The organism is Nocardia sp. MDA0666 (assembly GCF_003023875.1).
In the GTDB taxonomy this organism is placed as follows: domain Bacteria; phylum Actinomycetota; class Actinomycetes; order Mycobacteriales; family Mycobacteriaceae; genus Nocardia; species Nocardia aobensis.
This window is the reverse complement of sequence record NZ_PYHT01000001.1, coordinates 738,249-750,800: the sequence shown is the minus strand read 5'-3', so window position 1 is coordinate 750,800 and position 12,552 is coordinate 738,249. Positions and strand designations below refer to the sequence as shown.

Below are 12,552 nucleotides of genomic sequence, written 5' to 3'. Positions count from 1 at the left end.
TCTGCGCTACGGCTATGCGCCGTTCATGGTGCTGGGTGTCGACGGCGCCGCGATCGCGCTGTCGGCCGCCGGTGCCGCGGAGGCCTGGCTGCTACTCCTGCTGGCGATCGCCGTGGTGTCGTCGTTCCTCGCCGAGCGGGTCATCCCGTACGAGCGGTCGTGGAACACCGACCACGACGACACCCGCCGCGACCGCATCCATGCCGCGGTGAACGAAACGATGATCCTGGCCGGTGTGGCGGTGATTCCGCTGCTGGCGTCCGTGGTCCCGGCCCCGGATCTGTGGCCGCGGCACTGGCCGTTGCTCGCTCAGGTCCTGGTGGCGATCATGGTCGCCGATTTCGGGATCACGACCATGCATCTGGCCAGCCACAAGATCGGTGTCCTGTGGCGATTCCATGCCGTGCACCACAGTGTCACCCGGTTCTACGGACTCAACGGCCTGATGAAACACCCGCTGCACCAGGCGATCGAAACGGCCGCGGGGGTGGCGCCTCTGATCCTGGTCGGCCTGCCGGCCCCGGTCGCCGGCGTGCTGGCCCTGGCCGTCGCCGTGCAACTGCTGCTCCAGCATTCCAATGCCGACTACCGCGTCGGTCCCGCGACATACGTGCTCGCCCTCAACGAGGGACACCGCTTCCACCACCTCAAGTGGGCCGGTGTCGGGGACGTGAACTTCGGGCTCTTCACGCTGATCTGGGATCACCTCTACCGGACCTACTCCTACGATCCGGCGCACCGATTCAGCTCCGCCGAACTCGGTATGGCGGCGAAACCGCACTATCCCACCGCCTATTCGGCGCAGCTGCGCTATCCCTTCACCCCGGACGGAGGATGCTGAGGATCGGTGGGTCGTTCGGCGTGCGGTGTCCGGCCGGATTCGGGACGGTGCCGCAGGCCGGACACGGCCGGATCCGCCACACCGATCTCGAGGCGGACCCGATCCTGATAGAAGCCGATGTGGTCCCGGATCAACGCCACCTCCGGATAGGGATCGTGGTACTCCCGTGGTCCTGTTCGGCGACGAGCAGGCTCGCGGTGGTCTCGGCCAGTACCCGATCGTCGTGCAGGACGCGGACCAGATTGCGTATTCGCCGCACGTCGACGCGGTAGTCGGGCCAATCGGCGAAGCCGGACGACTCCATATGTTCCTCCGAAGGTGTGCCCCCGAGTGTGGGTGGTCAGAGTACGGTGCCGGCGCGGGCGCGGGTGGCGGTATCGGCGGGCCGGAACGCCCGCACCATCCGGCGTAGACGACGCGGGTGCTGTACAGCAGCCACTGTGTCACATCCGCATCGTCGTGAAAGGTGATGGTGGCCACGGTGATTGCAGATGATCGGCTCCCGGCGCGTCGCGGTATCGCGTCCCATGAACAGTTCCGGAGGACCGACGTGTCCGGGGTCGGGACTGTATCCGTCGCCGGCCATTACCAAAGGGTCGTGCGCCGCGTCACGAGCTCTGCTGCAACTCGGCCAGCGCATCCGCGAGGTGTGTGGTGAGGTCCCAGACGTCGGGAACGGCCTCCGGGCAGGCGACGATGCCGAAATCGAGGTGCCCGTCGTAGGACATCACGGTGATGTTCAGGCTGCCGGACAACTCGGTGAGCACCGAGACCGGATAGCTGGCCAGCACGCGAATACCGTCGAGATACAGCGGAATCTGCGGTCCCGGGACATTCGAGACGAGCAGGTTGACCAGCGGGAGGGTGGGGGCGGCGGCGCGCAGCAGCGCCCGCGTCGGCAGGCCGTGCAGGGCCGGTGTGAGCAATGTGGTCAGCTCGTGCAGCAGGGTCGGTGGCTGTTTGCCGAATCGGTCCTTGGCCACGAGCAGATTGTTGTGCAGCAGTTTCAGCCGGGCGTGCGGATCGTGCTCACCGATCGGCAGCGGGGACAGCATGAGCGAGAACTGATTTCCCGCGGTGCCGAACTGTTCGGGCGTGCGCACCGAGACCGGGATCGCGGCCAGCAGGGGCCGGTCGACGGGGATTTCGCGGTCGAGCATCCAGTTGCGCAGCGCCGAGGTGCACAGGGCCATCACGACATCGTTGACCGTGCCGTCGATCGACTTCTTGATCGCCTTGACCGCATCCAGGGGCAGCGAGGTGTAGGCGACGCTGCGGGTCGTGGTGAGCGGGTGGTTGAACGGAACGGCGTCGTGTTTGGCGCGGAAGGCGTCCCGGGTGCGCAGCAGGGTCGGGACCGCGTCGAGCGCGGCACGCGTGCGGGCCGATTGGCGGGTCACCGCCTTGGGAGCGCTGCGGGCCAGCATCTCCACCATCGACGGCGTGCGGTCACGGCGGATGCCGGCCTCGGGAGGCGGTGTGGGCGTGGGTGTTTCGGAGATGTCGAGGATCGCCCCCATGATCTCCGCCGCGGACACGCCGTCGATCACCGCGTGGTGCACCTTCGTATAGACCGCCTGGCGGCCGCCCGAGAGCCCGGAGACCAGGTGGCATTCCCACAGCGGGCGGGACCGGTCGAGCGGCTGGGCGTGACGGCGGGCGACATAGTCGGCGAGGTCGGCGTCGGTCGCCCCGTCGGGTAGTCGCACCTCGCGCACGTGGAAACCGAGGTCGACGGTGGCGCAGTCGTCCCAGTACGGCTCGTCGAGGCCCAGTGGCACGGTGCGGACCCGGCGGCGCAGCGGTGCCACCAGGTGCAGCCGGGCGGCGAACAGCCGCCGCAGTGTGCCGACGTCCAGGGCGCCGCGCGGCGCGCGACCCGAGTCGAGCAGCATGACGGCGCCGATATGCATGGGCGACGAGGCGGTTTCGCTGTCCAGCAGATGCAGGTCCAGCGCGCTCAACTGCCGCGGCGGTCCGGATTCCGCCGCGGCGGGGATCGTCGTCGACGGCGGCGTCGCCGCGCGCTGCGGTCCGGTGGCGAACGATTCGCCCGGCGTCCGGAGATGGACGGTGGTCCCTTCCGCGTGCGAGACGGTGCTGTGCGAGACGGCCATCGTTACCTCCCGGGGGACGGTCCGGGGCGGTTCACCGGCGGCACGGGTGCGCCGGATCGAGCCCGGACAGCTGGGTGGCGCCTCGGCGAGGCGCGGGACGGTGTTCGCACGGCGCTGGTCGAACGACGAGTCGTCTCGATGTGCGAGACGTGGCTGCGAGTCTAGGGGCGACCGCGGCCGCCCGGGCTTCGCCGAGAATGCGAGCCCGTAAATTGTGTGCAAACACCCGATGTGGATCGGCCCGCGCCGACCGTGTCCCACCCAGGTCTCTCGATGCGTCCCGCAGCGTCGGCCGACCGGTTACGATGGGTAAATGCCTTCGCGCAGCGTGCATTTCGTGGGGAGCTTCCCCGCCGCGAGCACGGACGAGGCGATGCGGGCGATGGCCGACAGTGCCGGTCCGCTGTTACAGACCCTGCCCACCGGTGAGACCCGCCGGTACGAATATTACGTCCGGCCGATCCTGGAAGACCTGGTCGCCCAGGGCGCGCTCGAGGTCACCCGGGCGGGGGAGTGGCGGACTCGGCGCGATCGGCCTCGATACCGTGTACCGCAGGGCCGCACGGCGATCGGGGACGGTATGGACCTCGGGTATTCCAGGGAAGCCGCCGAGGCGCTGCCGATCTTCTCCACCGTGCGCGCCGATCTGGGCCGGCCCGAACTCGCGTTGCAGATCGGCATGCCGACCGATCTCACCCTGGCGTTCGTCGCATTGGGGCCCAAGGGAATTCGCTCCCAACGCACCGCGTTCACCGTGGCCACCATGGGAGAGATCGCCGCCGTCGCGCGGACGGGCGGCGACGATGTCGTCATCCAGCTGGAGGCCACCGCGGAGCTGGTGGCGATGGCGCTGACCCAGCCCGCGCACCGCATGGTGGAGCGGCTGCTGGGCTCGGGCCGGGGAATCACGGCGCTGGCCGCCGCGGCCCCGGAGGGCAGCCGGATCGGTGTGCACCTGTGCCTGGGCAGCCTGCACAACAAGGGCGTGCCGCTGCGCACCGCCCGGCCGTTCGTCGACCTGGCCAATTCCGTTGCGCGGCAATGGCCCTCCGGACGCACGCTGGAGTACGTCCATGTTCCGTTCGCCGCGGGCGACAGCCCGCCGGCTGCGGAGTCCCGGTTCTACGCGCCCCTCGCCGATCTGTCGCTGCCCGCCGGCACCCGTTTCTACGCGGGTGTCGTCCACGACGTGCCGACCGAGGATGAGCAGCGAAAGACGCTGCACACCATCGAGAATGCGCTGGGCCGCCGCGTCGACGGCGTCGCCTGCGCCTGCGGGCTCGGCCGTCGTCCCCGTGCCGTCGCGGACACGCTCATGGCGCGCGCCGTGAAACTGGCAGGTTCGTGACGGGCCGAACGTCGTCTAGCCGGCTTTGTTGTAGGCCTCGACGATGTCCTTGTGGATGCGGCCGCGGCTCGAGATCTCGTAGCCGTTGTTGCGCGCCCACTCGCGGATGGCGGCGGTCTGCTCGCGGTCCGGGGTCGTGCGGGCGGCGCCGGACTTGACGGCGCCCTTGCGGTTTCGGCCGACCTTGCGGGCGGACCCGGTCCACTGCTCGAAGATCTTGCGCAGTTTCTCGGCGTTCTTGGTCGACAGGTCGATTTCGTATTCGACCCCGTCGATGCCGAAGTGCACCGTCTGGTCGGCATCGGACTTGCCGTCGTAGTCGTCCACCAGCTCGACGATGACCTTCTTGGCCATGAAAACCCACCCTCCACTCAGCTCTTATGTGACGCGGCGAAAATGCTAATCGAGTTGGCGAGAGCGTCGTTGAGCAGGGTGAGAACAGTGGCTCGCGGGTCGGTTCACGTCACGGACGGAAGATCGCGCGCACGCACCCTTCTCGTTTGTTCTTGAACAGGTCGTACCCGCGCACGGCGTCCTCCAGCGGAAGGTCGTGGGTGATCAGATAGGACGGATCGAGGTCGCCCTGCTGGATGTAGTCGAAGATGCGCCGGACGTAGCGCTGGCCGTGCTGTTGTGCGCTGCGGATCGTGAGGCTCTTGTTGGTGACGACTGCCATCGGGAACTTGTCGGTCAGACCGTAGATGCCCAACACCGACACCACCCCGCCCTTGCGGCAGGCGAGGATCGCCTCGCGCAACGGTGTGGCGCGGTCGGTTTCGAGGCGCAGGAGTTGTTTGACGCGGTCGTAGGCGTGCTGCAGTCCGGTGCCGTGCCCCTCCATACCCACCGCGTCGATGCAGGCATCGGGGCCGCGGCCGCCGGTCATCTCGGCGATGGTGTTCTGCACGCTGTCCACCGCGGTGTAGTCGATGGTTTCGGCGTCGAAGTGCTTGTGCGCCAGCGCCAGACGTTCGCGATAGCGGTCGATCACGATCACGCGTTCGGCGCCGAGCAGCCGCGCCGAATGCCCGGCCATCAGTCCGACCCCGCCGCTGCCCCAGATCGCGACCGTATCGCCGGGGGAGATGTCGCAGAATTCGGCGCCCATCAGTCCGGTGGTGTCGCAGGCGGCCCACAGGTCGTGTCCGCAGAACCAGCAGGAGCCGGATCCGATGAACGAGGGCACCACCACCCGGTCGCCGACGCCGCGGTGGGTGACCTCGGAGCCGACAGCGACCACGTCGCCGACGAACTCGTGCCCGAAGACGTCACCGTGCCGCATTCCGGGCAGATAGCCGTCGATGAAATGCAGATCCGAGCCGCAGGTTGTGGTCAGACGGACCGCCACGACGGCGTCGTGCGGGTTGACCACCGAGGGGTCGGGCACGGTCTCGACGGCGAGATCGTTGACCCCGTTCCAGCACAGTGCGCGCATGAATCGTTCACGATCTGCGGTCATGGATCGGCTCGGCGGCGTGGTCACGAAAGTTGTCGGCGCGGCTTCGGGTCGCGGCCACCCGCATCGGTGACATTCATCCGGACCTCCTCGCCGGTCGCTTCGCTGGCGAGCTACCCGGCGCCGCCTGGGGTAAACGCCAATTGCCGGAAGGTCGCGGAGTGTTCGCAACCGTCTCGTTCGCAACTTTTCCGAGTGGTAAGGTCTCGCGTCGCGGTGTCGTCACCACGGGTTCCGGATCGGCGGAGCGTCCGTGAGTCCTACCGAATTTTCCGAAATGTCTTTCTTTCACAAGATTGCTGAGCTAGGTTCTCCGCTACGCCGGACACTCGGCGGATGAGAAAGTCGGAGGACACCGTGGAATTTCTTGGCTCTGTCGCTGGCATCCTGCAGATGGTGATCGGCACCATCCTTGCCAACACCGGTTCGGGTGGCTCCGGCTCCGGTTGGTGATCGCGACGGATTCGGCTCGCTACCGGCGAGCCGAATCCACCGCGCGGGTGTCGGCGGCGTCGCCGAGTCGCTCATCGCGGCCCGGTCGTTCACTGGTCGAGCGCATGCTCCGGTTGGCAGACGTGCATCGGTGACGGCAGGTACCGGACGATCGCGTCCAGCAGTGCGGCGGTGTCGTCGGTGCGTGGCGACGCATCGCACAGCACGGGCACCACGTCGCCGATCCGGGTGAGGCGGCGGATCCGGTCGTACAGCTGTTCCGGCGGCAACTTTCCGGTGCTCGGCACGCCGTGGCGGGCGGTGTCCTGCGCCAGCACCGCGTCGACGAGGTCGTGATAACGCTGTTCGGCCACCGGCCAGTGACTGCCGAAGAATTCGACGGCCATCGGTTCGAGCGCCCACATCGGGATCAGATCGATGACGCCCTCGAATCCGGGCCCGATACCGAGCGGAATCTGCACCGTCAGCGGCACCGCTCCGCGCGTGGCGGCGACGGTGCGCACGCAGCGGCCGAAATCCGCCGCGCGATGGTCGAGTCCGTGCACCAGGCACAGGCGGGCGACCTGATGGTCGTCGGCCACCCGCAGAATCGCCTCGAGCCGCGCGGCGCTCGCCGCGGCCGCGTTCATCACCGCGACCACCCCGTCGGCCGTCCGCACGGCCCGTTCGAGTTCCGCGATCGGCGCGTGGCTCGACAGCTCGGTCAGGCGAACCGTGTGCTCGACGCGGTCGGTCACCCAGTCGACGGTGACCGCTGAGTGGGACCCGTTTCCGGCGGCCCGGCGGCACAGCCGGCCGATGAGCGCCGCCGTCTCCCCGGGTTCCCCGACGATCGTGACGTTGCGAATCGACTGCGGGTCAATGATTTTCATGCCCATCGCGGTGTGGTACTCCAGATCGACTCGAGGGTGGGGGCCATCCTCGATCCGGTCACACCGTACCCGGGCGCGCGCATCGGCGGAGCGGATTTCCTCGCCAAAATAGAACGTGTTCCTATATCGTCGGCGCTGTGCAGAAAGAACAACGCCCCGCCGTGGAAGGCTGGTTCACTGCGGACGACGGCACCGTACGTCTCCAGGGAAGTCGCTGCGAGGTCTGCGGCACACCGTACTTCCCGCGGAACACGCTGGCCTGCCGCAACCCGCAGTGCGCGAGTCCGAAGGACGGATCCGAACTGGTCGAGTATCTGTTCTCCACGCGAGGCCGGATCTGGTCGTACGCGGACGCCCGCTACAAACCGCCCGCACCCTATGTGTCGCCGGATCCGTTCGAGCCGTACGTCGTCGCGGCGGTGGAGCTCGAGGAAGAGCAGATGGTGATTCTCGGGCAGGTCGTGCGCGGCCTCACCGTGGACGACCTGGCCGTCGGCATGCCGGTCGAGCTGGCGCTGGGCGTGCTGTACGAGGACGAGGAAGCGGAGCACACGGTGTGGATGTGGAGGCCGGTCGATGCCTGACAACGAGCGCGATATCGCCGTCCTCGGTGCGGGTATGCACCAGTGGGGCAAATGGGGTCGCAATTTCGTCGAATACGGCCTGGTGGCCGCGCGGGCGGCGCTGGCCGATGCCGGCGTCGACCACCGCGACGTCGGCTACATCGCCGGCGCGGACACGATCCGCAACGGCTACCCCGGATTCGTGTCGGGTGCGACCTTCGCCCAGGCGCTCGGCTGGTCCGGCGCCCGGATCTCGAGCAGCTACGCCGCCTGCGCCTCCGGTGCCCAGGCCATCGCCAACGCGCGGGCCCAGATCCTGGCCGGGCTGACCGATGTGGCGCTCGTCGTCGGTGCGGATGCCGCCCCGAAGGGGTTCTTCCAGCCGGTCGGCGGTGAGCGCCGCGACGATCCGGACTGGTTGCGTTTCCATCTGCTCGGCGCCACCAACCCCATCTACTTCGCGCTCTACGCGCGCCGGCGGATGGCGCTGCACGGGGCGACGCTCGACGATTTCGCCGCCGTCAAGGTGAAGAACGCCAAGCACGGCCTGAACAACCCTTATGCGCGCTACCGCAAAGAGGTCGCGGCCGAGGAGGTCGCGGCCTCGGCGATCGTCTCCGATCCATTGCGACTGCTCGACATCTGCGCTACCAGTGACGGCGGCGCCGCACTGGTGCTGACGTCGATGGACTACGCCCGCCGCCACGGCATCGCCGATCCGGTCCGTATCCGGGCGCTGTCGACGGTCACGCCGACCTTCCCGAAAACCGTTCTCGATCTGCCGGACTTCGCGACCGACTCCGCGGTGGCCTTCGATGGGCCTTCGCGGTCGTTCCGGTCCGCGATCGCGGATGCCGCTTACGAGGAGGCCGGACTCGGTCCCGCCGACCTGTCCTTCGCGGAGGTCTACGACCTGTCCACCGCGCTGGAGCTGGACTGGTACGAAGACATCGGGCTGTGCGAGATCGGTGGCGCCGAGGAGCTGTTGCGCAGCGGCGCAACTACTTTGGGTGGCCGCGTGCCGGTGAATCCGAGCGGCGGCCTGGCCTGCTTCGGTGAGGCCATCCCGGCGCAGGCGATCGCGCAGATCTGCGAACTCACCTGGCAGTTGCGCGGCCAGGCCGACGGGCGGCAGGTGGAGAACGCCCGCGCCGGAATCGCTGTGAACCAGGGCCTGTTCGGCCACGGTTCGGCGATCATCGCCACCCGCTGAAGCCCGCTCCGCTCACGAAAACCCGGGTCGCACCCGGGTTTTCGCGTATCCGGGCAGGTTCGTGGTCCGGTTCGCTCAGCCCCGGGTGGCCTGGTCCGGCACGGTGGAGGTGAAGATCACGTAGAAGTGCTGCCCCGGCAGCAGTTCGTTGATGTCGTGCCAGCTGCCGGCGGGATCGCGCTGGTAGTAGTGCTCGATGCCGGTGCCGTCGTCGTAGCAGACGATGCCGGCGGTGCCGAACGGACTCCAGTACACCTCGGTGCCCGGTCGCGGCGGTTCCAGCGGGGTACGGAACTGCTGGCTGCACGGTGTGATCACCGGGTGGTAGATGCTGGGTTGGGCGGCCGCGCTCGGCGCCAGCGCGGCGAGGCCGGCGGCCGAAATCGCGGCGGCGGTGACTACACGGCGGACGGTGAAATTCGGCAATTCTGCTCCTCGCCGGTCGGAAAAGAGTTCACTGGCCTGTGTCGGCAACCCTACGGTCTCCCTCGTGTGATGAAAAAGTGGTTTGGCAGGCCGCGATCGGGGTTTTCGGTAGTCAGCTGTGATCTTGGGGGAACGAGGAGTGAGCCGCATGCCGAGTAACAGAGATTCCGTATTCGTCGACGATGAAGCCGTGGCCGCGACGCCTGCCGAACAACCCGCCGCGGTGAGCTGGCCGGACCCCAGCCCCCTCGATTCGTGGTGGAACGACATCATGGGTCTGTCGGCCGACCCGCCCCGCCCGAACGCGTAGCCGTCTATCGCAGATCGTCGGCTGCGGAGACTCGTTGCCGGGCGCAGTGCGACGACAACAGTGCGAACGAATGAATCTCAGTGGGGGTGGCCGGGTGTCGGCTCTGCGCCGCGTCCCTCGCGGCTGCCCCGGTAGGCGCTGCGCCGGATGCGAGTGATGAACCGCGGGGCCAGCGCGACGCCCGGCGGATGGTGCAGGGTCGGGTCGACGGCGTCCTCGGGAGGTGGCGCGACGGTTTCGGCGGTGAGCCGCAGATTCGCGAACGGTTCTTCCGGTCCGTTCAGTCGCGCGGCGGTCAGTGTGAAACCGAGGCCGTGTGTGGTCGCGTATTCGCGCAGCGTCGCCAGGGAGGCGTCGGCGGGTTGATCGGCGTCCGGCCGGGCGAATATCCACTGCGGGGCGCCGTCGTCGAACCGGTAGGCCATCAGCGTCCCGTAGGTCGCGTGGCGCCACGACGGGACGGGTATCGCGAAGAATCGGGTCAGCGTGCCGGTGGGTGTGGATGCCAGGGCGAGGTCCCAGCGCCCGCCGGGGGTCCGCACGCGCAGACCGATTCCCACGGCGTCGGGCAGGCGTCCCGGCATGCCGAGGGCTTTGGACAGGCGGACCTCGACGTCGCGTTCTCCCTCTCCGAAGTACTCCTCGAACGCCGGGGCGGGGCGCAGGTGTCCGCTGAACCAGAGTCCGCGCGGGTGGAAGACACGGGCGCGCCGGACGCGGGCGACCAGCTCGAAGGATTCCTCGACCAGGCGTTCGGCTTTCACAACTCGTCGCCGGTGCGGGGGAAGGGGAGAACCTGGGTGGCCTCGGGTCCACCGGAGGTGTGGGTCAGCGTGAACACCACCGCTTGCCCGGGGCTGAGGGTTTTGTAGCCGGGCATGTCGATCGTACGGTAGTCGACGAAGACCGCGTCGCCGGTGGCGCTGGTGAGGTAGCCGAACCCCTTCTCGGCGTTGAACCACGCCACCTGTCCCCGCTGCCAGCCGGGCAGCTTTTCGTCGACCTGCGTGAGGTGCGGATCCGGATGAGTGCTGTGCTCGGCGGGAACAACGGCGGGGGTCCAGGTCACGGTCATGCGCATACTCATTCCGGTCGCGGTGCGGGTGGGCAACTGGCCGGCGACCGGTTTCCCGGCGCCGCCACCCGCGATACCCGCCCGCCCCGAGACCAAACAATCACCTCGGCCCCTGGATGCGCCCCGGCAGCGACCGGACCGCCGACGCGTACTCCCGCGCCGGCGGTCCGTGGAGGTGGCTACGTCAGCCGGCGGGTGCCGGTTCGGGTGCGGTGAGGAACTCCGCGATCGCGGGGTCGACCGCGTCACGGACCCGAATCTTCTTGGGCAGCAAACCGTTTGCATGCAGCAGGTCGGCGGCGTGCTGTTGTTCGTCGAGGAATTGCTCGGTGACCGGGCCGAGGCCGAACGGGCGGCCGCGCAGCGCGGCTTCCCACGCGTCGAGGTCGGCGGTGCCGCCGCGGGCGACGATATCGTCGACGAAGTATTGTGCTGCGGCGCGGGGGTTTTCGGTGATCCAGGCGTCGGACTCCCGCAGGGCGGTGATGATCGCTTCCAGCGCCGGGCGGTGGGCTTCGGCGAAGTCGCGGCGGGTGAACCACAGCGAGGGGTGGCTGAAGACGGATTCGGTGTCGACGAGGGTGTGCAGCGGGGTGGCGGCCTCCACGGCGGCCAGGCCGGGATAGGCGCCGACCCAGGCGTCGAGGCTGCCGTCGAGCAGCAGGGCGCCGCCGTCGTGCACGTCGGTATCGACCGGTTCGATGTCGCCCCAGCCCAGACCCGCCCGATCCAAGGCGAACAGCAGCAGCGTGGTCTGCCAGGAACCGTGCGCGATGCCGACCCGCTTACCTTTCAGATCGGTCACCGATTCGATACCGTTGCCGGCCTTGGTGACCAGCCGGCCGTTCTCGATACGCGGTCCGGAGATGCCGACGTAGACGATGTCGCCGTCGTTGCCGAGCGCGGTGATCGGCGGGGTGAAGCCGGTGCCGATGAAGTCGTAGCCGTCCGCGTCGAACAGGTAGTCCGAATGTACCGACGGCAGTGCGGTTTTCACGTCGGCGCGGGGCGGCTGCGGCAGGGCGCGCAGGTCCACCCATTCCACGTCGGGCAGTGCGCGTTCCAGGATGCCGCGGTGGCGCAGGACGAACAGCGAATTGTTGTGCGGGAAGTAGCCGACACGAACGGTCATGGGGTTGCTCCTCGGGAAAGTGTGGAAGGGGGTCAGATCAGCCCGCGACGGCGGGCCTCGTCCGCGAGCCCGGTGCGCCCCCACTGCACCGCGAGGTTGGACTTGTCGAATTCGACGGAGCCGCCGAGCGTTTCGGCGATCGCCTGGTACTGCGCGCCCTCTTCGAGCAACACGACCAGCTTCGCCAGCTCCAGCAGTCCGGCACGGCCGATGACGTTCGCACCGCCGTTGGCCTCGAAGATGGCGATGAGGTCGGGGTCGCGGGTCAATTGACCGAGGATGAACTCGCCCGCGCCGATGCTGCGATCGATATGCGGCGGGATCTCCCGCGACAGGGTCAGTCGCTGCACGGCGGCATAGCGGATCGGGAAGACGCGGTGGGTCTGCGCCCAGCCACCCAGCCAGGGGCTGTGCACGTGCACAACGGAAGTGATCTCCGGGTGCGCGCGGAACACCGCGGCGTAGCCGGTGACGAAGCCGGCGGAACCGGTGCCGGACAGTACTTCTCCGTCGAAAGTCGCGACCACGGGTCGCACGGTGTGGTCGTCGGCCCAGGGGCCGGGCTCGTTGAGCGCTACCGCGATGTCGTGGCCGGGCACGCGTTCGACGAAATTGACGGTCCCGTTGCCGGCGACGGTGCCGGTTTCGCGGAACACCCGGAACGCCTTCTCGGCGTCGCGGGTGGCGGCGGCGACGAATTCGGTGACGGTATCGTCGAGCCGGATTTCGGTGGTGGTCACGATTCT

15 protein-coding genes are annotated in these 12,552 nt (G+C 68.4%); 5 read left to right on the top strand and 10 right to left on the bottom strand.

Features of this window, described 5'->3' with window-relative positions; all coding sequences use genetic code 11:
• The first annotated feature begins 25 nt into the window (after positions 1–25).
• Positions 26–841 (top strand): sterol desaturase family protein, encoded by an 816-nt coding sequence (locus C8258_RS03555; protein WP_199195578.1) that lies wholly within the window; start codon positions 26–28, stop codon positions 839–841.
• 130 nt (positions 842–971) lie between these two features.
• On the opposite strand, the gene C8258_RS03550 is transcribed toward C8258_RS03555, so the two are convergent.
• Positions 972–1,145 carry a hypothetical protein gene (locus C8258_RS03550; protein ID WP_199195552.1) on the bottom strand — a complete coding sequence of 58 codons (174 nt, stop codon included), beginning with the start codon at positions 1,143–1,145 and terminating at the stop codon, positions 972–974.
• A 304-nt stretch (positions 1,146–1,449) separates the two neighbouring features.
• Positions 1,450–2,958 carry a wax ester/triacylglycerol synthase family O-acyltransferase gene (locus C8258_RS03545; protein WP_106953804.1) on the bottom strand — a complete coding sequence of 503 codons (1,509 nt, stop codon included), beginning with the start codon at positions 2,956–2,958 and terminating at the stop codon, positions 1,450–1,452.
• A gap of 313 nt (positions 2,959–3,271) precedes the next feature.
• Between C8258_RS03545 and C8258_RS03540 the strand changes: the two genes are divergently transcribed.
• Entirely contained in the window at positions 3,272–4,306 is a 1,035-nt protein-coding gene (locus C8258_RS03540; protein ID WP_199195551.1) for a hypothetical protein, read from the top strand.
• A 15-nt stretch (positions 4,307–4,321) separates the two neighbouring features.
• Here the strand turns inward: C8258_RS03540 and C8258_RS03535 are convergent, their stop codons facing one another.
• From C8258_RS03535 to C8258_RS03525, 3 genes are all read right to left on the bottom strand, one after another.
• Complete coding sequence (locus tag C8258_RS03535) at positions 4,322–4,660, bottom strand: Lsr2 family protein (RefSeq protein WP_036505585.1); 339 nt, start codon at positions 4,658–4,660, stop codon at positions 4,322–4,324.
• A gap of 109 nt (positions 4,661–4,769) precedes the next feature.
• Positions 4,770–5,741, bottom strand: a complete 972-nt coding sequence (locus C8258_RS03530; RefSeq protein ID WP_106954046.1) for an alcohol dehydrogenase catalytic domain-containing protein — start codon at positions 5,739–5,741, stop codon at positions 4,770–4,772.
• A 563-nt stretch (positions 5,742–6,304) separates the two neighbouring features.
• Positions 6,305–7,087 carry a hypothetical protein gene (locus C8258_RS03525; RefSeq protein WP_233224846.1) on the bottom strand — a complete coding sequence of 261 codons (783 nt, stop codon included), beginning with the start codon at positions 7,085–7,087 and terminating at the stop codon, positions 6,305–6,307.
• Between the two features lie 161 nt (positions 7,088–7,248).
• Here C8258_RS03525 and C8258_RS03520 point away from each other — a divergent pair, with 161 nt between their 5' ends.
• Both C8258_RS03520 and C8258_RS03515 read left to right on the top strand, forming a co-directional pair.
• Positions 7,249–7,671, top strand: coding sequence for a Zn-ribbon domain-containing OB-fold protein (locus C8258_RS03520; protein ID WP_036505582.1), 423 nt, complete (start codon positions 7,249–7,251; stop codon positions 7,669–7,671).
• Positions 7,664–8,863 carry a lipid-transfer protein gene (locus tag C8258_RS03515; protein ID WP_106953801.1) on the top strand — a complete coding sequence of 400 codons (1,200 nt, stop codon included), beginning with the start codon at positions 7,664–7,666 and terminating at the stop codon, positions 8,861–8,863. The genes C8258_RS03520 and C8258_RS03515 overlap by 8 nt, the downstream gene beginning before the upstream one ends.
• Before the next feature lie 75 nt (positions 8,864–8,938).
• On the opposite strand, the gene C8258_RS03510 is transcribed toward C8258_RS03515, so the two are convergent.
• Entirely contained in the window at positions 8,939–9,289 is a 351-nt protein-coding gene (locus tag C8258_RS03510; RefSeq protein ID WP_106953800.1) for a hypothetical protein, read from the bottom strand.
• 148 nt (positions 9,290–9,437) lie between these two features.
• Between C8258_RS03510 and C8258_RS32495 the strand changes: the two genes are divergently transcribed.
• A complete protein-coding gene (locus C8258_RS32495; protein WP_158271207.1) occupies positions 9,438–9,599 on the top strand; it encodes a hypothetical protein in 162 nt (53 codons plus the stop codon).
• A gap of 77 nt (positions 9,600–9,676) precedes the next feature.
• Here the strand turns inward: C8258_RS32495 and C8258_RS03505 are convergent, their stop codons facing one another.
• The 4 genes from C8258_RS03505 to C8258_RS03490 all read right to left on the bottom strand — a co-directional run bounded on the left by C8258_RS03505 (position 9,677) and on the right by C8258_RS03490 (position 12,546).
• Complete coding sequence (locus tag C8258_RS03505; RefSeq protein ID WP_106953799.1) at positions 9,677–10,363, bottom strand: phosphodiesterase; 687 nt, start codon at positions 10,361–10,363, stop codon at positions 9,677–9,679.
• Positions 10,360–10,770, bottom strand: a complete 411-nt coding sequence (locus C8258_RS33100) for a cold shock domain-containing protein (RefSeq protein ID WP_233224845.1) — start codon at positions 10,768–10,770, stop codon at positions 10,360–10,362. The genes C8258_RS03505 and C8258_RS33100 overlap by 4 nt, the downstream gene beginning before the upstream one ends.
• A gap of 88 nt (positions 10,771–10,858) precedes the next feature.
• Positions 10,859–11,806 (bottom strand): ABC transporter substrate-binding protein, encoded by a 948-nt coding sequence (locus C8258_RS03495; protein WP_106953798.1) that lies wholly within the window; start codon positions 11,804–11,806, stop codon positions 10,859–10,861.
• 32 nt (positions 11,807–11,838) lie between these two features.
• Complete coding sequence (locus C8258_RS03490) at positions 11,839–12,546, bottom strand: class II aldolase/adducin family protein (RefSeq protein WP_106953797.1); 708 nt, start codon at positions 12,544–12,546, stop codon at positions 11,839–11,841.
• Positions 12,547–12,552: the final 6 nt, after the last annotated feature.

Bases quoted from the DNA above. Each gene is read 5' to 3' on its own strand.
- C8258_RS03555 (WP_199195578.1), top strand. From the start codon at position 26: ATGGTGCTGGGTGTCGACGGCGCCGCGATCGCGCTGTCGGCCGCCGGT.
- C8258_RS03550 (WP_199195552.1), bottom strand. From the start codon at position 1,145: ATGGAGTCGTCCGGCTTCGCCGATTGGCCCGACTACCGCGTCGACGTG.
- C8258_RS03545 (WP_106953804.1), bottom strand. From the start codon at position 2,958: ATGGCCGTCTCGCACAGCACCGTCTCGCACGCGGAAGGGACCACCGTC.
- C8258_RS03540 (WP_199195551.1), top strand. From the start codon at position 3,272: ATGCCTTCGCGCAGCGTGCATTTCGTGGGGAGCTTCCCCGCCGCGAGC.
- C8258_RS03535 (WP_036505585.1), bottom strand. From the start codon at position 4,660: ATGGCCAAGAAGGTCATCGTCGAGCTGGTGGACGACTACGACGGCAAG.
- C8258_RS03530 (WP_106954046.1), bottom strand. From the start codon at position 5,741: ATGCGCGCACTGTGCTGGAACGGGGTCAACGATCTCGCCGTCGAGACC.
- C8258_RS03525 (WP_233224846.1), bottom strand. From the start codon at position 7,087: ATGAAAATCATTGACCCGCAGTCGATTCGCAACGTCACGATCGTCGGG.
- C8258_RS03515 (WP_106953801.1), top strand. From the start codon at position 7,664: ATGCCTGACAACGAGCGCGATATCGCCGTCCTCGGTGCGGGTATGCAC.
- C8258_RS32495 (WP_158271207.1), top strand. From the start codon at position 9,438: ATGCCGAGTAACAGAGATTCCGTATTCGTCGACGATGAAGCCGTGGCC.
- C8258_RS03495 (WP_106953798.1), bottom strand. From the start codon at position 11,806: ATGACCGTTCGTGTCGGCTACTTCCCGCACAACAATTCGCTGTTCGTC.